The organism is Streptomyces hazeniae, assembly GCF_031845485.1.
GTDB lineage: Bacteria > Actinomycetota > Actinomycetes > Streptomycetales > Streptomycetaceae > Streptomyces > Streptomyces hazeniae.
In genome coordinates this window covers 269266-287437 of sequence record NZ_JAVREQ010000002.1, presented here as the reverse complement: position 1 = coordinate 287437, position 18172 = coordinate 269266, and the positions used below count along the sequence as shown (strand labels likewise).

The 18172-nt window shown below is 74.7% G+C and carries 19 protein-coding genes; 12 read left to right on the top strand and 7 right to left on the bottom strand.

All coding sequences use genetic code 11. The features are described from left to right. Window positions 1-155: 155 nt before the first annotated feature. From RM572_RS05065 to RM572_RS05020, 10 genes are all read left to right on the top strand, one after another. A complete protein-coding gene (locus tag RM572_RS05065; RefSeq protein WP_136182416.1) occupies window positions 156-356 on the top strand; it encodes a DUF5133 domain-containing protein in 201 nt (66 codons plus the stop codon). A 201-nt stretch (window positions 357-557) separates the two neighbouring features. Further along, on the top strand, window positions 558-953 hold the full coding sequence (locus RM572_RS05060) for a hypothetical protein (protein ID WP_311672040.1): 396 nt from the start codon (window positions 558-560) through the stop codon (window positions 951-953). After that, the gene (locus RM572_RS05055) at window positions 946-1662 is read left to right on the top strand and encodes an alpha/beta hydrolase (protein ID WP_311672092.1); all 717 of its coding nucleotides are present in this window, start codon (window positions 946-948) and stop codon (window positions 1660-1662) included. Before RM572_RS05060 ends, RM572_RS05055 begins: the two co-directional genes overlap by 8 nt. Before the next feature lie 236 nt (window positions 1663-1898). Continuing rightward, window positions 1899-2306 carry an SH3 domain-containing protein gene (locus RM572_RS05050; protein ID WP_311672039.1) on the top strand — a complete coding sequence of 136 codons (408 nt, stop codon included), beginning with the start codon at window positions 1899-1901 and terminating at the stop codon, window positions 2304-2306. A gap of 206 nt (window positions 2307-2512) precedes the next feature. Next, complete coding sequence (locus RM572_RS05045) at window positions 2513-3490, top strand: AurF N-oxygenase family protein (protein ID WP_311672038.1); 978 nt, start codon at window positions 2513-2515, stop codon at window positions 3488-3490. A gap of 67 nt (window positions 3491-3557) precedes the next feature. After that, the gene (locus RM572_RS05040) at window positions 3558-4340 is read left to right on the top strand and encodes a TetR/AcrR family transcriptional regulator (protein ID WP_311672037.1); all 783 of its coding nucleotides are present in this window, start codon (window positions 3558-3560) and stop codon (window positions 4338-4340) included. Window positions 4341-4382: 42 nt separating this feature from the next. Beyond that, window positions 4383-4865 carry a redox-sensitive transcriptional activator SoxR gene (gene soxR, locus RM572_RS05035; protein WP_311672036.1) on the top strand — a complete coding sequence of 161 codons (483 nt, stop codon included), beginning with the start codon at window positions 4383-4385 and terminating at the stop codon, window positions 4863-4865. 4 nt (window positions 4866-4869) lie between these two features. Then, window positions 4870-5148, top strand: coding sequence for a hypothetical protein (locus RM572_RS05030; protein WP_311672035.1), 279 nt, complete (start codon window positions 4870-4872; stop codon window positions 5146-5148). A gap of 135 nt (window positions 5149-5283) precedes the next feature. Further along, on the top strand, window positions 5284-6153 hold the full coding sequence (locus tag RM572_RS05025; RefSeq protein WP_311672034.1) for a protein kinase domain-containing protein: 870 nt from the start codon (window positions 5284-5286) through the stop codon (window positions 6151-6153). A gap of 173 nt (window positions 6154-6326) precedes the next feature. Then, window positions 6327-7115, top strand: a complete 789-nt coding sequence (locus RM572_RS05020) for a hypothetical protein (protein ID WP_311672033.1) — start codon at window positions 6327-6329, stop codon at window positions 7113-7115. Here RM572_RS05020 and RM572_RS05015 read toward each other — a convergent pair. From RM572_RS05015 to RM572_RS04995, 5 genes are all read right to left on the bottom strand, one after another. Further along, a complete protein-coding gene (locus RM572_RS05015) occupies window positions 7102-8340 on the bottom strand; it encodes a styrene monooxygenase/indole monooxygenase family protein (RefSeq protein WP_311672032.1) in 1239 nt (412 codons plus the stop codon). The two genes, RM572_RS05020 and RM572_RS05015, sit on opposite strands and share 14 nt — an antisense overlap. Window positions 8341-8425: 85 nt before the next feature. Continuing rightward, entirely contained in the window at window positions 8426-9031 is a 606-nt protein-coding gene (locus RM572_RS05010) for a GTP-binding protein (protein WP_311672031.1), read from the bottom strand. A gap of 28 nt (window positions 9032-9059) precedes the next feature. Then, on the bottom strand, window positions 9060-9449 hold the full coding sequence (locus RM572_RS05005; RefSeq protein ID WP_027766092.1) for a DUF742 domain-containing protein: 390 nt from the start codon (window positions 9447-9449) through the stop codon (window positions 9060-9062). Continuing rightward, the gene (locus RM572_RS05000; protein WP_311672091.1) at window positions 9446-9943 is read right to left on the bottom strand and encodes a roadblock/LC7 domain-containing protein; all 498 of its coding nucleotides are present in this window, start codon (window positions 9941-9943) and stop codon (window positions 9446-9448) included. The genes RM572_RS05005 and RM572_RS05000 overlap by 4 nt, the downstream gene beginning before the upstream one ends. A gap of 92 nt (window positions 9944-10035) precedes the next feature. Beyond that, the gene (locus RM572_RS04995) at window positions 10036-13071 is read right to left on the bottom strand and encodes a sensor histidine kinase (protein ID WP_311672030.1); all 3036 of its coding nucleotides are present in this window, start codon (window positions 13069-13071) and stop codon (window positions 10036-10038) included. A gap of 400 nt (window positions 13072-13471) precedes the next feature. On the opposite strand from RM572_RS04995, the gene RM572_RS04990 reads away from it, so the two are divergent. Beyond that, window positions 13472-14341 (top strand): protein phosphatase 2C domain-containing protein, encoded by an 870-nt coding sequence (locus RM572_RS04990; RefSeq protein WP_311672029.1) that lies wholly within the window; start codon window positions 13472-13474, stop codon window positions 14339-14341. 20 nt (window positions 14342-14361) lie between these two features. Here the strand turns inward: RM572_RS04990 and RM572_RS04985 are convergent, their stop codons facing one another. Further along, the gene (locus RM572_RS04985; protein WP_311672028.1) at window positions 14362-14805 is read right to left on the bottom strand and encodes a MarR family winged helix-turn-helix transcriptional regulator; all 444 of its coding nucleotides are present in this window, start codon (window positions 14803-14805) and stop codon (window positions 14362-14364) included. A gap of 241 nt (window positions 14806-15046) precedes the next feature. Continuing rightward, window positions 15047-17458 (bottom strand): endopeptidase La, encoded by a 2412-nt coding sequence (gene lon, locus RM572_RS04980; RefSeq protein WP_311672027.1) that lies wholly within the window; start codon window positions 17456-17458, stop codon window positions 15047-15049. A gap of 148 nt (window positions 17459-17606) precedes the next feature. On the opposite strand from lon, the gene RM572_RS04975 reads away from it, so the two are divergent. Next, a complete protein-coding gene (locus RM572_RS04975) occupies window positions 17607-18170 on the top strand; it encodes a hypothetical protein (protein ID WP_311672026.1) in 564 nt (187 codons plus the stop codon). The last annotated feature ends 2 nt before the right edge of the window (window positions 18171-18172 follow it).

The following is an 18172-nucleotide window of genomic DNA, read 5'->3' as shown; positions in this document are numbered from 1 at the left end:
CCACGGAGATCAACAGGTCGCCGCGCCGCTTTTGCCCCATCATGCGGAGGAGACGCCCACGGGTGGAGCACCACCGTGGGCGTCAGGGCGCCGTCCCCGTCGACCGCCCGCCCCCCTTCATCCACGGCATTGCGCCTGCAACGAGGAGCGGAACCATGCTGATGGCACACCCCGCGTTTCTACGGGAGCTGGTCCAGCGCTACGAGACGCTGCTGAGCAAGGGCACCACGTCGTCCCGGCCCCAGCACCAGCGTGAGCTCGACGACGTCTCGTACACGCTGTGTGTGTCCACCGGAACCCGCTCCGTGGAGCATGCGCTCGCCCTCGCCCGGGAGCGGATCACCGCCGCATCCTGAGCCGTCCGCAGGTGACGGTGCCCCGGACGCCCGCCCACGTCCGGGGCACCGTCGCGTACCGGGCGCCGCCCCGGTGCACTCGGGAGCGCGGACCGGCGGGACGCAATCCGCGCGCGCACCGGCGACGAACTGCATCCGCGGGGGTACGGGTGGCCGAAAGGGCTGCGGGACCGGAAGCGGAGACGAGAGGCGAGGTGGCGGATGCGGGTCGGACTGTTGCGGACCGTGGGAGCGGCGACCGCGGTGTACGGAGCGGCGGTGGCGGCCTGGCCGGACCTGCTGGCCCGTCCGTCCGGGCTGGTGGACGAGGACGGCCGGCCGGCGCCGGACACCGGCGTGGCGTTGCGCCCGCTGGGCTGGCGCGACGCCGCGAGCGGCGTCGCGCTCGCGACCGCACCGGAGGGAGCCGCGCTGCGCACGGCCGCCCTCGTGCGGATCGCGGCGGACTGGGGCGACTCGCTGCTGCTGGGTCTGACGCTCCCGGAGCGCGACAAGCGGCTGAAGGCGGTCGCGGTGTCCGTCGGTTGGGGCGCGCTCACCGCGTACGGGCTGCTCACCGGGCCTGCGGGGAAGGGCGGGCGCGGTGACCGTGGATGAGACCGCGGCACGGCCCGACGCGCTGCTGCTGCACCGGACCGCGGCCTCTCCCCGGGCCGCGGTCCTCGTCCTGCACGGCGGGCGCGCGGACGGCCTGGACGCTCCCCCGCCGTGGAATCTGCCGGGCGCCCGGATGCGCCCCTACCTGCGCGCCGTCGCCCGTGCCACCGAGGACCGCGACGTGGTGGTCGGCGCGGTGCGGTACCGGTACCGCGGCTGGAACGGTGTGCGCGGCGACGCCGCCCGGGACGCGGAACGGGCGCTGGAGGAACTGCGCGCGCTGGCCGGCCCGGTCCCGGTGGTGCTGGTGGGGCACTCCATGGGCGGCCGCGCCGCGCTGCGGGCGGCCGTCGACGACCTGGTCACAGGTGTCGTGGGGCTGGCGCCGTGGTGCCCGCCCGGCGAGCCGGTGGACCATCTGCGGGGCCGCCGGCTGGTTCTGCTGCACGGGGACCGCGACCGGATGACCGACCCCCGCGGCTCCTGGGAGCTCGCGGTGCGCGCACGGGCCGCGGGCGCGGAGAGCTGCCACCTGACGGTGGCGGGCGGCGACCACGCGATGCTGCGCCGGGCCGGCCTGTGGCACACCCGAACGGCCGAATCCGTGCGCGGGCTGCTCGGATACGGGCCGCTGCCGGACGTGGTCACCCGCGCGCTGGCCCGGGCCGACGTGCCACCGCCGGGCGGCGCGGGGACACTGCTGCGCTGACGCTCCCCCGGGCGGGTGAACCACGCGCCCGGGGCGGGGAGTTGGACACGCCGACATGGCCTTGACGTAGAGCGCGACGGCGGGGGTGCGTGCGGAGAGTGACGAGTTGCGGTCACAAAGTAGGACATTTAGCGTGCTTCTTGTGCGAGCGTGACCGCCTTTTCACGGTTCGTGATCGCCTCCCTTTCCGCGGCCCCCCTCACTCCCAGGGGCCCCGACCTCCCCAGGAGGGCACAGTGCTCCAGTCCACGATCAGCAAGGTGGCCATGGTCGCCGCCGGTGGCGCCGTGGCGGCCATGACCGCAGCGGGCCCGGCGACCGCCGTCGAGACGTCCGTTCCGGCGGCGCCGGTCGCGTCCACCCTCGAGAACCCCCTTCCCCAGCTGGGCGGCCACAGCCGCGTCTACTGGGGCAAGGTCATCGCCCGCACGGGCCTGAAGATCCGCAGCGGCCCGAGCCAGCACCACAAGTGGGTCGGCAGCCTGCACTACGGCGAGAAGGTCAAGATCCGCTGCAAGGTCAACGGCCAGTGGATCGACGGCAACCCCCGCTGGTACAAGCTGTACGACGGCAACTACATGTGGGCCTCGGCGCGCTACATCAAGAACATCGGCCCGGCCCCGCACTTCTGCAAGCACCGCTGACGCGACCGGAATCCGGCCGAGTCCGAGCACACCGTGCCCCCAGCTGCCCGAGCGGCCTGGGGGCACGGTGGTGTCCGGAGGCGGGGGACACGCTCCGCGCCCGGGACGAAGTCGTGCGCGGGGTATTGACGACCTTACTGACAGGCAGTCTCATAAGAGGGTCCGTGACGTGTGACCGTCGGTAACCCCTGTGAGGTGGGCCTCCCATGACGACATCGACCCTCGGCGGAGCAGGCACCGACGCCGGGAGCGGGCCCGGAGCCGGAAACGGCACCGCGACGCTCCACGACGCGCTCGGCCGGCTCAAGGACCGGGAGCAGGTGGCCGAACGCCTCCTGGAGTCCTCCCGCAAGCACTCCTTCGACCCGGACACCGAACTGGACTGGGACGCCCCGTTCGAGGACGGCAAGTGGTTCTGGCCGCCGGAGCTGGTCTCCCTCTACGACACACCGCTGTGGCGCCGCATGCCGGAGGAGCAGCGCCACGCGCTGGCGCGTCACGAGGCGGCGTCCCTGGCGTCGCTGGGCATCTGGTTCGAGATCATCCTCATGCAGCTGCTCACCCGCCACATCTACGACAAGCCGCTGACCAGCGCACACGTCCGCTACGCGCTGACGGAGATCGCCGACGAGTGCCGCCACTCCATGATGTTCGCCCGCCTGATCACCAAGGGCGGCGTCCCCGCGTACCCGGTCAGCCGGCTGCACCACAACATGGCCCGGGTGCTGAAGACCGTCTCGACCACCCCCGGTTCGTTCACCGCGACCCTGCTGGGCGAGGAGATCCTCGACTGGATGCAGCGCCTCACCTTCCCGGACGAGCGCGTCCAGACGCTGGTACGCGGCGTGACCCGCATCCACGTGGTCGAGGAGGCCCGCCACGTGCGGTACGCGCGGGAAGAGCTGCGCCGCCAGATGGCCGGCTGCCCGCGCTGGGAGGCCGAGCTCACCCGGATCAGCTCCGGGGAGGCCGCCCGGGTCTTCTCGATCTCCTTCGTCAACCCGCAGGTCTACACGGACGTGGGCCTGGACCGCCGCGAGGCCGTGGCCCAGGTGAAGGCCAGCGCCCACCGCCGCGAGGTGATGCAGCAGGGCGCCAAGCGCCTCACCGACTTCCTCGACGAGATCGGCGTGCTGCGCGGGGTGGGGCGCCGGCTGTGGAGGAGTTCCGGCCTGCTCGCCTGAGTGGCCGGCCGGGACGCGGCCCGGCACGCGGTCCGTACCGCCTCCGGGGCGCACTACGCTCGGGGGCATGACCGCACCGGCGTACCGCAGACTGACCGTCGAGCAGCGCCGGGGGCAGCTGATCGGACACGCCCTCGCACTGTTCGCCCACCGCGTGCCGGAGGACGTCTCGCTCGACGACGTCGCGGCGGCCGCCGGGGTGTCCCGGCCGCTGGTCTACCGCTACTTCCCGGGCGGCAAGCAGCAGTTGTACGAGGCGGCGCTGCGGTCCGCCGCCGACCGGCTGGAGCAGTGCTTCGACGAGCCGGCCGTCGGCCCGCTGATCGAACGGCTGGACCGTGCGCTGTCCCGCTACCTGGCCTTCGTGGACGAGTTCGACACCGGCTTCATGGCGCTGCTGCAGGGCGGCAGCGTGGTCGGGACCTCGCGGACCAGTGCCATCGTCGACGAGGTGCGGCGGGACGCGGCGCAGCAGATCCTGCGCCACCTGGAGGCCCCGGAGCCGGGACCCCGCCTGCGGATGGCGGTGCGGACGTGGATCACCGCGGTGGAGGGCGCGTCGCTGATCTGGCTGGACGAGGGGAAGCAGCCGCCCCTCGCCGAGCTGCGCGCCTGGCTGCTGAACCACCTCGTCGCGCTGCTCGTCGCGACGGCCGCGGACGACCCGGAGACGGCGGCGGCGACCCGGCGCGCGCTGGCGCTGGAGCGCCCGGACGGCCCCGTCGGCGACCTGATCCGCCGTGCGCTGCCGCTCGCGGCGGACGCCGCGCACCTGCTGGAACCGGCCGGACCGGCGGAACGGGCGGAGGCGCCGGAGCAGGCGGGCGCGGAGCCCGGCGGGGACAGCTGAACCGAGGTTCAAGGACGCGCTGCGGGCGGCTACGCTGGCCGCATGTCGACGCACCTGTCCTGGAAGGCCAAGGAGGCCACCGTCGGCGAACTCGCCGAGCGCGCCGGGGTCGCCACCTCGGCGTTGCGCTTCTACGAGCGCGAGGGCCTCATCCACAGCCGGCGCACCTCCGGCAACCAGCGCCGCTACAGCCGGGACACGCTGCGCCGCGTCGCCTTCATCCGGGCCTCGCAGCGCCTCGGTATGCCGCTGGCCGCCATCCGCGAGGTGCTCGGCCTGCTCCCGGACAACCGCACCCCGACCCGCGAGGACTGGGCCCGGGTGTCCGCCTGCTGGCGCGCCGACCTGGACGAGCGCATCCGGCTGATGCAGCAGCTGCGCGACAACCTCACCGACTGCATCGGCTGCGGCTGCCTCTCCATCGACGTCTGCGCCCTGGCGAATCCGTACGACCGGCTCGGCGACGAGGGCCCGGGCGCCCGCCGCCTCGCCCAGCCCCGGCCCTGCCCGGGCGGGGAGGACTGAGGACGTGCGCAGCGAGGACACGGTGTTCGTGGGCGGGCCGCTGGACGGGCGGGTGCTGCCGGTGCTCGTCGGGGCGACCGGTCGCCCGCCGAAGACGTACGAGGTGCCGGTGCCGCTGCCGGAGGAGGAGGGCGGCGGGAAGACCGTCCACGTCTACCGGCTGGAGCCCGCGTCGGTGACCCGGCGGCTGGGGCTGCCGCGCGGCTGGAAGTACGTGTACGCGCCGGATGCGCGCCCCGGCGCCAACCGCCCGAAGTGGCCGTGGCGGCACCCCGCCCGCTGACCGGCCGACGGCCCCGCGGGTGGCCGGCGGCCGGATGCGCGGGCGCGCCGGTGAACGGGCGGGATTGCGAAGGAATGGGGCAGGTCTGGCGGGCGGAAGGGCGAGGAGGCCGCGCAGCGGTCTAGGGTGCGCAGCGTGATCGCAGGCATGGCCCGGCTGCTTCCCGAAGACCCTCCACGACTCGGCCCGTACCGCCTGCTCGGCAGACTCGGCTCGGGCCCGGCCGGTCACGTCTACCTCGGCCGGGGCGCCCCGCGACGCGGTGCCCGCAAGGAACGTGCGGCCGTGCGGGCCCTGCGCCCGGAGCAGTTGCGGGACCGCCAGCAGCGTGCCCGCATCCGGCAGGTCGCCGACACCGTGGCCCGGGGAGCACGCAGCCCGTACGTCGCCGCCGCACACGGCTGCGACCTGGACGGCGAACGTCCGTGGATGGCACGGGAGTTCGTGCCCGGCCCCGGCCTCCCCGCGCTGGTGGGCCGGTACGGACCGCTGCCGGAGGAGGCCGTGCGGGCGCTGGGCGGCGGGCTGTGCCGGGCGCTGGCGGCCCTGCACCGGTCGGGCGTCGTCCACGGCGACCTCGCGCCGGGGAACGTCCTGCTGGCCGCCGACCATCCCCGTGTCGTCGACTACGGGATGAGCGAGGGACGACACGCACCCGGGGACGGACGGTCGCCGCTGCCCGCCGACGACGTCTTCGCGCTCGGCGTCGTCCTGGCGTACGCGGCGTCGGCGCGGATGCCGTTCGCCGGGTCGCTGCTGCCGTCCACGCGGGAGAGCGCGGACCTGAGCGGCGTGCCGGAGGGGCTGCGTCCGGCGCTGACCGCGTGTCTGCACAAGACGCCCGAGGCGCGACCGCTGCCGGCGGCGCTGGCCCGCCGGCTGGACCTGGACGACGCCGCCGAGCGCCCCGCCGCATCCTGGCTGCCCGGTCCGTGGACGCACGAGATCCGGACGTTCGCCGAGGCCGCGGACGGTTTCGGCGGGCGGGGCCTCTTCCGGCGCTGAGACCCTGGAACCCCCGCCGGGCGGCCGACGGCGGCGGGCGCAACGGGGCGCGCCGGACGGACGGCGCCCCGGGACACCATCGAGTGAGCCGGGCGCGCAAAGCGCGCAACCCGGCGCGCACTCCCACCTGACACCTGCTCACGATCACTTCATCACAACGGAGGTGAGTGAGCGTGACCCCAGTACGGCCCGTACGGTTCGCCGCGGCGGCGATGGCCACCGCCGGCGCGGTGCTCCTGTCCGCGGCACCGGCCCACCCCTTGCCCCACGCGACCCCAGCGGCCCTCCCGTCCGCCGCGGCGGACGCCACCGAACCCACCGACACCGCACCGGCCGCACCCGCCGCACCGGCCCCACCGGCCCCACCGGCCGCACCGGCCCCACCGGCCGCGGCGTCCGCGGCGTCCGCGGCGTCCGGCCGGTCGGTCGGTGAACTGCTCGCCGCGCTGAAGGTGCTCTACGGCAAACGGGAACGGGCCTCCGAGGCGTACCGGCGGGCGGCGCACCAGCTGCACGAGCAGCAGAAGCGCACCGACCGGCTGGAGCGGCGCCTGGCCGGCACCCGCTACCGGCTCGCCGAGGAGCGCGAGATCGCCGCCCGCGTGGCACGTGCCCAGTACCGGACGGGCGCGCCGGGCCTGCCGACCGCCGTGCAGGTGCTGCTCGCTGACGACCCTGTGGTGGCCCTGCGGCACGGCCACACCCTGGAGCGCGCCGCCGCCCGGCAGCAGGCCACCGTACGGGCGCTGGCCAGCGGCGAACGGCACCGGGGCGCGGTCGCGGCCCAGGCCCGTGACGCGCTCCAGCGGCAGCAGAAGCTCGCCGACCGCGCCGAGCGCAAGAGGGAGGCGTCCCGGGCCGCGATGCGCGAGGTGGAGCGGACGCTCACCTCGCTGACGCCGCAGCAGCTCGCCGCGCTCCGCGACCACGAGCGGAAGCAGGCCCGGCTCAGCCCGCCGTGACCTCGGCGAGGTAGGCCTCGGCCTTGTCGGGGGCGAAGAACCAGTTCTCGAAGTCGGCCGGGTCGTTGAACCCGTCGGCGAACCGATCGGCGATCGGCTGCGCCTGCCCGGCCGCGCCCAGCAGGTTCAGCACGTGCTCGGGCGGCGGCGCGAGCATCGCGTTCGTCCACGTGGTGACATGCTGCGCGGTCTGCCAGTAGCGGTCGAAGGTGGCCTGCATCCAGTCCTCGTCGAACGGCTTGTCGCCGTGTTCGACGATCGCCGACAGGTAGGCGGCGGCGCACTTGGAGGCGGAGTTCGACCCCTGCCCGGTGATGGGGTCGTTGGCGACCACCACGTCCGCGACGCCGAGCACCGCACCGCCACCGGGGAGCCGGCCGACGGGCTTGCGCACGGTCGGCGCGTAACGGCCGGCGAGCGTGCCGCCCGCGTCGGTCAGCTCGACCTTCGTCGCCCGCGCGTATTCCCAGGGGGTGAAGCGCTCCATCAGCTCCAGAGTCGTCGCCAGGTGCTCGTTCGGGTCCTTGACGCCCTGGAAGACGTCCAGCGGACCGCCCGGGATCCCTTCCCAGAAGAGGATGTCGCAGCGGCCGGAGGTCGTCAGACAGGGCATGACGAAGAGTTCGCCGACGCCGGGGACCAGGTTGCAGCGCACCGCCTCGGTCTCCGGGTGCTCGGGCCGCGGCCCCAGCCCGGTGACGTAGGAGACGGCGAGTGCGCGCTGCGGGGCGTCGTACGGAGAACGTGCGGCGTCGCGGGCGAACATCGACACCAGCTCGCCCTTGCCCGCGGCGACCAGCACCAGGTCGTAGCGGCGGGCGAAGAAGTCCAGGTCGGAGACGGCGGCGCCGTGGACGACGAGCTGCCCGCCCCGCTGCGCGAAGGTCTCCATCCAGCCGGCCATCTTGACGCGCTGGTCGACGGACTGGGCGTAGCCGTCCGACAGCCGGCCGAGCCAGTCGATCGCACGGGAACCGTCGGGGCCGGCGACGGAGACGCCGAGGCCCTCGATGCGCGGGGCCTGACTCTCCCAGAAGCCGGCGCCGATGTCGCGCTCGTGCTGGAGCGCGGTGTGGAACATGCACTGCGTGGACATCACACGGCCACCGCGGATCTCGTCCGCCGTGCGGTTGGACATCACGGTGACCTCGTAGCCCTGGGACTGGAGGCCGAGCGCGAGCTGGAGGCCGGCCTGGCCGGCTCCGACGACGAGTATCTTCCGCATCGCGGATCTCCCTGCGTGGTGCTGTGGCGGTGGGCGAGTCGGGTGGGGCGAGTGGGCCGTGCGCCGGCGGTGCGGCCTCGGGCGGTCAGGCCGGGGTGAGGTCGAGTGCGTGGCCGACGAGGGCGAGCAGGGTCTCCTGCACCGTCTCCCGCCGCCGGGCGTCCATGACGACCACGGGAACCCGTTCGGAGACGGTCAGCGCCTCGCGCACGTCGGCCGCCTCGTACGCGTCGGTGTCCTCGAAGTGGTTGACGGCGACGACGTACGGCAGGCCACAGCTCTCGAAGTAGTCCAGCGCCGGGAAGCAGTCCTCCAGGCGGCGGGTGTCGGCCATCACCACGGCCCCGATGGCGCCGCGCACCAGGTCGTCCCACATGAACCAGAAGCGCTGCTGCCCCGGCGTGCCGAAGAGGTACAGCACCAGGTCGGCGTCCAGGGTGATGCGGCCGAAGTCCATGGCGACCGTGGTCGTCAGCTTGTCCGGCGTCGACGCCAGGTCGTCCGTGCCCTCGCTGGCCTCGGTCATCACCGCCTCGGTGCGCAGCGGTTCGATCTCGGAGATCGCGCCGACGAAGGTGGTCTTGCCGACGCCGAAGCCACCCGCGACGACGATCTTCGTGGCGATCGGCGCACGGGACAGGTCGGTCTCCCAGGCGTGTCCGGCGCCCTCGGCCGGATCATGGGCGGGCATCGCGACCTCCACGGGCCTCACGTCGTGTTCAGAGCTTGCGGAGGCCACCGAGCACCCTCTCCAGCAGGGCCCGGTCGGGCCGTTCCGTACCGTGGCCGGTCCCGTGCACGCGGATCCGCCCCTGATCGGCGAGATCGCTCAGCAGCACGCGGACGACGCCCAGCGGCATTTTCAGCAGCGCGGAGATCTCCGCGACGGTGCGCATCCGGCGGCACAGTTCGACGATCGCCTGCATCTCGGGCATCACGCGGTCCCGCAGACCGCCGGAGACCAGCTCCGGACGCGCGGGTGGCGCCTCGATCGCGGCGACGAACGACTCGACGAGCAGCACGTGCCCGTACCGGGTACGGCCGCCGGTGAGGGCGTACGGGCGCACGCGCGCCGGCGCACGCCTCGGCAACGAGGGGTGGGACGTCACTTCTTCGACTCCAGCTCCATCGACTTACGCAGCTCCGTGCGGAGTTCGGGGGTCAGGACGTGTCCGGCACGTCCCACGAACAGGGCCATGTGGTAGGCCACCACGCTCATGTCGCAGTCCGGCGCGGCGTGCACGCCCAGGAGCGAGCCGTCGCTGACGGACATCACGAAGAGCGAGCCGTTCGCCATGGACACCATGGTCTGCTTCACGCCGCCGGTGTCCAGCAGCCTGGCCGCGCCGACGGTGAGCGAGCCGACACCGGACACGATGGTGGCCAGGTCTGCCGCGGCACCGCGGGGGCCCTGCGGGCGTTCGGCTTCGTCGCGGGCCCCGGCGGGATGCTCGGCGGCGTTTTCGGTGGCGTCCTCGGCGGGCGGGTCGCCCGTGACCGCCTCCGGGTCGGAGGACAGCAGCAGAAGGCCGTCCGAAGAGACCACGGCGACGGACTGCACGCCGGGCACCTCGTCGACGAGGTTCGCCAGCAGCCAGCGCAGGTTGCGCGCCGCGCGACTGCCGGTCGTGCCCTCGGGGCCCTTCGTGCCCGTCGTGCCCTTCGTGGCGCTCGTGCCGTTCGTGGCGGGGGCGTTCACTGCGGTGCCTCCTCTTCCGCGCCGCCCGCGTCGGCGGCGCCCTGAGCCGCGGCCTCCGCCGCGGCGTCCCGGTGCCCGTCCGCCGCCCCCCGCTGGAACCCGCCGAGCCTACGGCGCAGTTCCTCGGCGTTCGCGCCGCCGCTCGCCGCGGGGCGCACCTGCTGCTCGACCGTCACATGTCTGGGGGTGCGCTTCGGCAGCCCCTTGTCGGTGACGCCGTCCGCGGCCCTGCGGGCGTGGTCCGCGGCCGGGTGTTCGCGGGCGTCGTCCTCCCGGGGCCCGGGCACGGTGGCGGCCTGCATGCCGCCGTCCGCGGCGGACGGCATCCCGTCCCCGGCGTCCGCCCGCCCGTGCTCCCCCGCACCGTCGCCGTCGCTCTCCCGGGAGAACGTGCCCCGCGCCTCGTCGGCCTCCCGGCCGCCGACGCCCGGCGTGCCCTCCTCGTCCGCGTCCGCGCGTGTCGCCGCGGCCTCGTCTTCGACGCCGGACGGGCTGTCGGCGCCCTCCACGGCGGACGCGTCCTCTCCGGAACGCGCCGCCGCGTCCCCGCCGTCCGCCGGATCGGTGGCGGTCGGCGACAGCGCGCCGCGCGTCGTCTCCCCGTCGGGGACGACGACGTCGTCCGCGGGCCTCGCGGCGGGGCCGTCGTCGTCCGGGTGCCGGGGGGCGTCGTCGTCACCGGCCTGCGCCTCCTCGCCCGCTTCGGGGGCGCCGCCGTCCGGTTCCGCGCCCGCACCGGCTCGCCCCTCCGCCGCCGAACGGGCCGCCGGCGCCTCGTCGGCCGTCGGCGTCTCGTCGGCCGCCGGTGCCGGAGCGGGCGCGCCGGTGGCCGGGGCGCGGCGTGCGGGGAGGGTGTTGGAGTTGGCCTCTGCGACCGATCCGGGCAGGCGCTGCCCCCCGTCCGGGGCGCCCGCTCCGCTCACGCCCGGCACCGGACGGTCCGGCAGCAGCGTGCGGGGCACCACCACCACGGCCGCGACGCCACCCTGCCGCTGCTCCCGGAGCTGCACCCGCAGCCCGTGCCGTGCGGCGAGGCGAGCGACGACGTACAGGCCGTTGCCGAGACCTTCCGGCTCGGCACGGTCCCCCTCCTCCCCGGAGCCGGGCGTCCCGGGGGCCTCCTGCGCGGCGGGGTCGCCCAGCCGGGCGTTGAGTTCGGCGAGCCGGTCCTCGGCGACGCCGATGCCCTCGTCCTGGACGGAGAGCATGATGTCGCCCTTCTCCAGCATCCAGGCCGACAGCGTGACCTCCGCGTCGGGCGCGGAGAACGCCGTGGCGTTGTCGAGGAGTTCCGCGACGAGGTGGCTGAGGTCGTCCGCGGCGAACCCGGACACCTGGGCGTGCGGCGGCAGCGCCGCGATCTGCACGCGTTCGTAGCGCTCGATCTCGCTGACGGCGGCACGCAGCACGTCCAGCAGCGGCACCGGCCCGGCGTGGTGCGCGCCGACGTGCTCCGCGCCCGCGAGCAGCAGCAGGTTCTCCCCGGCGCGCCGCATCCGCGTGGCGAGGTGGTCGAGTTTGAAGAGGGTGGCGAGGTCGTCGGGGTCGGACTCCTCGGCCTCCATGGCCTCCAGGATGCCCAGCTGACGCTCGACGAGGCCGAGGGTGCGCAGCCCGAGGTGGACGAACGTGCCGTGGGAGGCGCCGTGCCCCGCCTCCAGACGCGTGCGGAGGCGTTCGGCCTCCTCACGTAGCCGCTCGCGTTCGGCGGTCGATTGGTCCCTGGCGGCCCTCAGGTCCGCGTTGTCGGCCTCCGCCTCCTTGGCCCGGGTGTGCAGGCCGGCGGCGGTCTCGCGGAGTGCGTTGAGCGAGCCGACGACCTCGGCGAACTCGTCGTTGCGGCCGTGAAAGCGCACCGGCTCCTCGGCCTCCGGCTCCTCGGCGGTGGCGAGCCGGTGCGAACCGCGCCGCAGAACGGACAAGGGACGGGACAGCGACCGGGCCGTATGGACGCCGGCGCCGACGGCGAGCAGCAGGCAGGCGCCGACCAGGCCGACCGTCATCTCGAGCGCGACGACGTCGTCGTCCCGCTGCTGTTCCAGCCGGGCGACCTCGGCGGTGGCCAGGGAGGACTGGACGCTGCGCATCCGGTCGATGCGGGCGGAGAGCGCGGCGACGACCCTCTCCGCGTCGAGCCCCCGGTCCTTCGCGTCGAGGACCGGGTCGGCGGTGAGCTGCTCGATGTACCGCTCGGCGAGGCCGACGTCCGTGCCGGTGACCGTCTTGTCGTACGTCTCGGACGCGGTCGGACCGGCCGTCTGCTCGAAGTCGGCGAGCGCGCCCTGCTCCCGTACCCGCGCCAGGCGTGCCGCCTCGGTCAGGGTGCGGGCCGGGCCGTCGGAGGCGAACGCGCCGCGCAGCAGGCCGCGGGTGGCGGAGGCCTGGTCGGCGGCGCGGCCGAGGTGCGGCAGCGACTCGGTGGTGGCGACGGCCGCGGCGGCGGTGGAGTTCGGCGCGTGGTCGCCGGGCAGGTCGCGGGCGACGTTGCGGGAGACGGTGTGCAGTTGCTGGATGACGGCGGTGTACGCCTGGTACGCGTCGTAGGCCGTGCTCTCGGAGGAGTCGAGGATCTCCTGCCGGGTCCGGGGAAGCTGTTCGAGGCTCTGCCGCACCGGCGGGGTGACCGCGTCGGAGGCGAGCAGTTCGGTGATCTGCCGGTCGACGCGGGCACGCTGGGAGTCGCTGGTGGCCTCCTGGCCGGTCGCGGTGCCGGCGGGCTCGCCGTCGGCGGGATCGGGGGCCTCCTCGCCGCGCCCGGCGGCGACCCAGGCGACCATGTCGCCGCGCTCGTCGGACAGCGAGTGGGCGAGCGCGATGGCCTGCTGGTGGAGGCCGGCCTGCTCGACGAGTTCCTGGGACTCCGTCAGCGTCCCGGAGGATTCGACGATGCCGGGGGCGCCGGCGGCGAGGACCGCGAGCGAGCAGAGCGCGACGGACGCCAGAAGCCGGTTGCGTACCCGCGTCCGCCGTGGGGGGTGTGCCGGCCGGCCGGTCCCGGAGTCGCCAGGCTTCCGCAGTCGCTTCGTCCGCACCCGTGCTCGCAATCTCGTCCTGCCCGGCCCGGGGGGCCCGGGAGGCGACAGCCAACTCGTGGGGGCACGGGTAGGGTCCCGCCCCGGTCCACGACGTGACGACCCTTTCAAGGCCGCTCCGGGGTGGGTGTGGTTTCCCCCTGCCGCGCCACCCGAAGGAGTGAACATCAGTCGTCAGGAGCAAACAACTCCGGTCGTCGCAGGGGCGCGTGCCCGGTTTCGGCACAGGTTGGAAATCGTGGCCGGGTCCTGGCAATATGCCCGCCCGCAGATCACGGAACGATGCATTCCGGCCGTTCTCGCCGTCCGCGACGCGCCGCTCGCCGCGCCCCGGCGGGCGGGGCGGAAGCGGAGGCCGGCCTGCCGGCCGGGCCTCCGGGCGCTCGGGCAGACTGGCGGCATGCGCGTGGAGACGGCCAGCGAGCCCGGCACCCCGACCCGGCCCAACGAGGACCACGTTTCCCTGATGCTTCCGGCCTCGGGGCGGGGCGGCGCGTTCGTCGTCCTGGACGGCGTGACCCCGCCGGAGGGGGACGTCGGATGCGCGCACGGAGTGCCCTGGTACGTCGGCCGGCTGGGCGGTGCCCTGCTCGAACTCGCGGGCTCCCGGCGCGAGATGACGCTGGCGGAATGTCTCGCAGAGGCCGTCGCGCGTACCGCGCGGGCACACCGTTCAACCTGTGATCTTTCTCACCCGCGGACTCCGCAGGCGACGGTGGTCGCCGCCCGCTGGGACGAGGAGTCGGTGGAGTACCTGGTGCTGTCCGACTCGGTACTGCTGGTCGAGGGCGTGGACGGCTCGGTGCGGGCGGTGCGGGACACCCGGCTGGACGCCCTGCCGCCCGGGGTCACGGCGCTGCGGGAGGCCGCGCGGGCGCTGCCGTCCGGCTCGCCCGAACGTGCCACGGCGGCGGCGGAGTACGTCGCGGCCGTCGAGGCGCTGCGCAACGCACCCGACGGCACCGGGTTCCACACGGCCGCCACCGACCCCGCGGTCGCGGCGCTGGCGGTGACCGGCACCGTGCCCCGGGACGGCGTACGGGCTTTGCTGGGTCTGACGGACGGCGCCTCACGCTGGTCCGAGGTGTTCCGTGCCGGTGACTGGGCGGACCTGTGCGCCCTGGTGCACAAGGAGGGTCCGGCGGGACTGATCGCCCGGGTCCGTGCCGCGGAGGAGGCCGACCCCGCCGGCCGGTCCTTCCCCCGCGGCAAGCCCCACGACGACGCCACGGCGGTCCTCGTGGAGCTCCCCGACCGGTCGGACGCCTGACGTCCCCGGTCCGGAGCGGCTCAGCCCTCGGCCTGGAGGTCGTTGAAGCGGTGCAGGAGGCGGGCGAGTTCCGCGACCTCGGCCGGGTTCCACGCCGCCAGGCGGCGGGCGTACGCGGCGCGCCGTGCCTGCCGCACGTGCCCGAACCGCTCCCGCCCGTCCGCGGTGAGCTGCACCAGCGAGGCGCGGCCGTCGTCCGGGTCGGGGGTGCGGCTGATCAGCTGCAGCGCCTCCAGGGCGCGGAGCTGACGGCTCATCGTGCCCTTTCCGACGCCGAAGTAGGCCGCGAGGGCGGTGGCCCGCTGCGGGCCGGCATTGTCCAGCCGCAGCAGCAGCCCGTACGCGGCGGGCTCCAGTTCCGGGTGGACCTCCCGGGCCATCTCCCCGGACGCGGCGCGGGCGCGGCGGAAGAAGACGGCCAACTCCCGTTCCAGGTCGAGGTACTCGGGGGCGAAGTCGTCCATCGGGCGGTTCCTTCAGGGTGAAAGTTTCCGCCAGGGGCGGAGATCGTCGCAGCTCCTCCAGTATTTCGCAGGGCTAGACCAACGGCAGCGCCGGTGGGGGCTTCACGGCGTGCGGTGCGGCGGCCACACTCCGGAGTGGAGTCCTCCCGGCACCACCCGCAGAGACGGAAACGGCCCCTCCACCGGGCGGGAGGGGCCGTTTCTCTGCGTGGTGCTCTGCGGGGCGCCCCTGCCGACCGGGCTACGCGGCGACGAGCGCCGCGTCGGCGGAGGCGGGCGTCAGCGCCAGCCCCAGCACCTGGCGTACGTCGGAGACGGCGTGGACGTCCAGCCCGGCCAGCACCTCCTCCGGGACGTCGTCCAGGTCCGGCTCGTTCCGTTTGGGGATGATCACCGTGGTCGTCCCGGCCCGGTGCGCCGCGAGCAGCTTCTGCTTGACGCCGCCGATCGGCAGCACCCGCCCGGTCAGCGAGACCTCGCCGGTCATCGCCACGTCCGGCCGGACCTGGCGGCCGCTCAGCAGCGACGCCAGCGCCGTGGTCATGGTGACGCCCGCGCTGGGCCCGTCCTTGGGGACCGCGCCCGCCGGGACGTGCAGGTGGACGCCGCGGTCCTTGAGGTCGCCGACCGGGAGCTCCAGTTCCGCGCCGCGCGAGCGCAGGTAGGAGAGCGCGATGTGCGCGGACTCCTTCATCACGTCGCCGAGCTGCCCGGTGAGGGTGAGTCCGCCGCCGCCGGTCTCCGGGTCCGCCAGCGAGGCCTCCACGTGCAGCACGTCGCCGCCCGCACCGGTGACCGCGAGGCCGGTGGCCACGCCGGGGACGGCCGTGCGCCGCTCCGCCGGGTCCTGGGCGGACTCGGGGAGGTGGTGCGGCCGCCCGATCAGCTTCCGCAGCGCCTCCGGATCGACGGCGAACGGCAGGTCGCGGCGGCCGAGTTCGTGTTCGGCGGCGACCTTCCGCAACACCCGGGCCACGGACCGCTCGAGGTTCCGTACGCCCGCCTCCCGGGTGTACTCGCCCGCGAGACTGCGCAGCGCCGCGTCGTCGAAGGTCACCTCGTCGGCGCGGAGGCCGGCCCGCTCCAGCTGCCGGGGCAGCAGGTGGTCGCGGGCGATGACGACCTTCTCCTCCTCGGTGTAGCCGTCCAGCCGGACGACGTCCATCCGGTCGAGCAGCGCCTCGGGGATCGCCTCGGCCACGTTGGCCGTGGCGAGGAAGACCACGTCGGACAGGTCGAGTTCGACCTCCAGGTAGTGGTCGCGGAAGGTGTGGTTCTGCGCCGGGTCCAGGACCTCCAGCAGCGCCGCCGCGGGGTCGCCGCGGAAGTCGGAGCCGACCTTGTCGATCTCGTCGAGCAGCACCACCGGGTTCATCGACCCGGCCTCCTTGATCGCGCGGACGACGCGGCCCGGCAGGGCGCCCACATAGGTGCGCCGGTGGCCGCGGATCTCCGCCTCGTCCCGGACGCCGCCCAGGGCGACCCGGACGAACTTCCGGCCCATCGCGCGGGCCACCGACGCGCCGAGCGAGGTCTTGCCGACGCCGGGAGGACCCACCAGGGCGAGCACCGCCCCGCCGCGCCGCCCGCCGACGACGCCGAGTCCGCGGTCGGCGCGTCGCCTGCGCACCGCCAGGTACTCGGTGATGCGCTCCTTGACGTCCTTCAGCCCGGCGTGGTCGGCGTCCAGGACCTGCTGCGCGCCCGGCACGTCGTAGGCGTCCTCGGTGCGCACGTTCCACGGCATCTCCAGCACCGTGTCGAGCCAGGTGCGGATCCAGCCCCCTTCGGGGCTCTGCTCGGAGGACCGCTCCAGCTTGTCGACCTCCTTCAGCGCCGCCGTGCGGACGTCCGCGGGAAGGTCGGCGGCCTCGACGCGGGCCCGGTAGTCCTCGCCCTCGTCCTCCGGGTCGCCCGCCAGCTCGGCCAGTTCCTTGCGGACCGCCTCCAGCTGGCGGCGGAGCAGGAACTCGCGCTGCTGCTTGTCGACGCCTTCCTGGACGTCCTTGGCGATCGACTCGGCGACGTCCTGCTCGGCGAGGTGCTCGCGCAGCGTTTCCAGCGCGTACCGCAGCCGTGCGACGGGGTCGGTGGTCTCCAGCAGGCGGATCTTCTGAGCGGTGGTGAGGAACGGCGAGTAGCCGGCGTTGTCGGCGAGCCGCGCGGCGTCGTCGATCTGCTGCACGCGGTCGACGACCTCCCAGGCGCCGCGCTTGCGCAGCCAGCTGGTGACCAGCGCCTTGTACTCCCGCATCAGCTCGGCGACGGCGCCCGGCGCCGGATCGGGCGACGGTTCGCCGGCCTCGGTGCCCTCGACCCAGAGGGCGGCGCCGGGGCCGGTGGTGCCGGTGCCGATGCGCACCCGGCGCAGGCCGCGAATCAGCGCGCCCGGGTCGCCGTCGGACAGCCGCCCGACCTGTTCGACGCGGCCGAGCACGCCGACGCCGGCGTAGTCGCCGTCGATCCGCGGCACCAGCAGGACCTGCGGCTTTCTGCCGTTCTCCCCCGTGGACCGGGCGGCCGCCTGGGCGGCCTCGACCGCGGCGCGCACCTCGGGGTCCGACAGCTCCAGCGGCACCACCATGCCGGGCAGGACCACCTCGTCGTCGAGGGGCAGAACGGGCAGGGTGAGCGAAGTGGACGTCGAAGCCATGATCTCTCCCTCGTAAGAGAAGTTGAGCTATGCCCACTCAATGCGGGAGGGGCCGTGGATGTTCCAGCGGTGACCGCCTGTTCGCTCACAGCGATACGCGGGCCGCGCGCACCCCGCGGCCGGAGCGACGGGGGCGGATACTTCCGGTATGCCGAACCCCGCACCGCGTCGCCGGAGCCTCGTCGCCGGGCTCTTCGCCGTGATCGCCTCCACCGCCTGCGCCCCCGGCGGCCACGGCGGCCACGGCCCGGGCCGCCCGGGCGGCGGGACGGAGGGGTCCGCCACGTCCCGGCCGGGCGGCGCGCCCTCCCCCTCAACGTCCGCCACCGCCCCCGGTATGCCCGGCCCGCCGCTGCTGGAATGGCTGGTCACCGGCGGGTTCGCGGGCGTGCGGATCCGTACCCTGCTGCACGAGGACGGCACGTACACCGTCTCGACGGGCTCACTCGGCTCCCCGGACTCCCCCGACTCCCCGCACGACGACGCCCCCGGCCGCAGCGGCCGCCTCCCCGCGCGCGACGTGGCACGCATCCGCGCGCTGCTCGCCGAGGCGCGCCTGGCCGAGGGGCCGCGCCGCACCCTCGACCCGCGTCTCCGGGACGGATTCCACTACCGCGTCGCCCATGGCGGCCACGTGGTCCACCGCGACGACACCACGCTCGGCGCTCCGCTGCGGAAGGTGCGCGCGCTGCTGCCGCCCCCGTCCGCCTGACC

Excerpts from the sequence above, each read along its gene's own strand:
- RM572_RS05065 (WP_136182416.1), top strand. The coding sequence starts at position 156 with ATGCTGATGGCACACCCCGCGTTTCTACGGGAGCTGGTCCAGCGCTAC.
- RM572_RS05060 (WP_311672040.1), top strand. The coding sequence starts at position 558 with ATGCGGGTCGGACTGTTGCGGACCGTGGGAGCGGCGACCGCGGTGTAC.
- RM572_RS05045 (WP_311672038.1), top strand. The coding sequence starts at position 2,513 with ATGACGACATCGACCCTCGGCGGAGCAGGCACCGACGCCGGGAGCGGG.
- RM572_RS05040 (WP_311672037.1), top strand. The coding sequence starts at position 3,558 with ATGACCGCACCGGCGTACCGCAGACTGACCGTCGAGCAGCGCCGGGGG.
- soxR (WP_311672036.1), top strand. The coding sequence starts at position 4,383 with ATGTCGACGCACCTGTCCTGGAAGGCCAAGGAGGCCACCGTCGGCGAA.
- RM572_RS05015 (WP_311672032.1), bottom strand. The coding sequence starts at position 8,340 with ATGCGGAAGATACTCGTCGTCGGAGCCGGCCAGGCCGGCCTCCAGCTC.
- RM572_RS05010 (WP_311672031.1), bottom strand. The coding sequence starts at position 9,031 with ATGCCCGCCCATGATCCGGCCGAGGGCGCCGGACACGCCTGGGAGACC.
- RM572_RS04990 (WP_311672029.1), top strand. The coding sequence starts at position 13,472 with ATGCGCGTGGAGACGGCCAGCGAGCCCGGCACCCCGACCCGGCCCAAC.
- RM572_RS04985 (WP_311672028.1), bottom strand. The coding sequence starts at position 14,805 with ATGGACGACTTCGCCCCCGAGTACCTCGACCTGGAACGGGAGTTGGCC.
- lon (WP_311672027.1), bottom strand. The coding sequence starts at position 17,458 with ATGGCTTCGACGTCCACTTCGCTCACCCTGCCCGTTCTGCCCCTCGAC.
- RM572_RS04975 (WP_311672026.1), top strand. The coding sequence starts at position 17,607 with ATGCCGAACCCCGCACCGCGTCGCCGGAGCCTCGTCGCCGGGCTCTTC.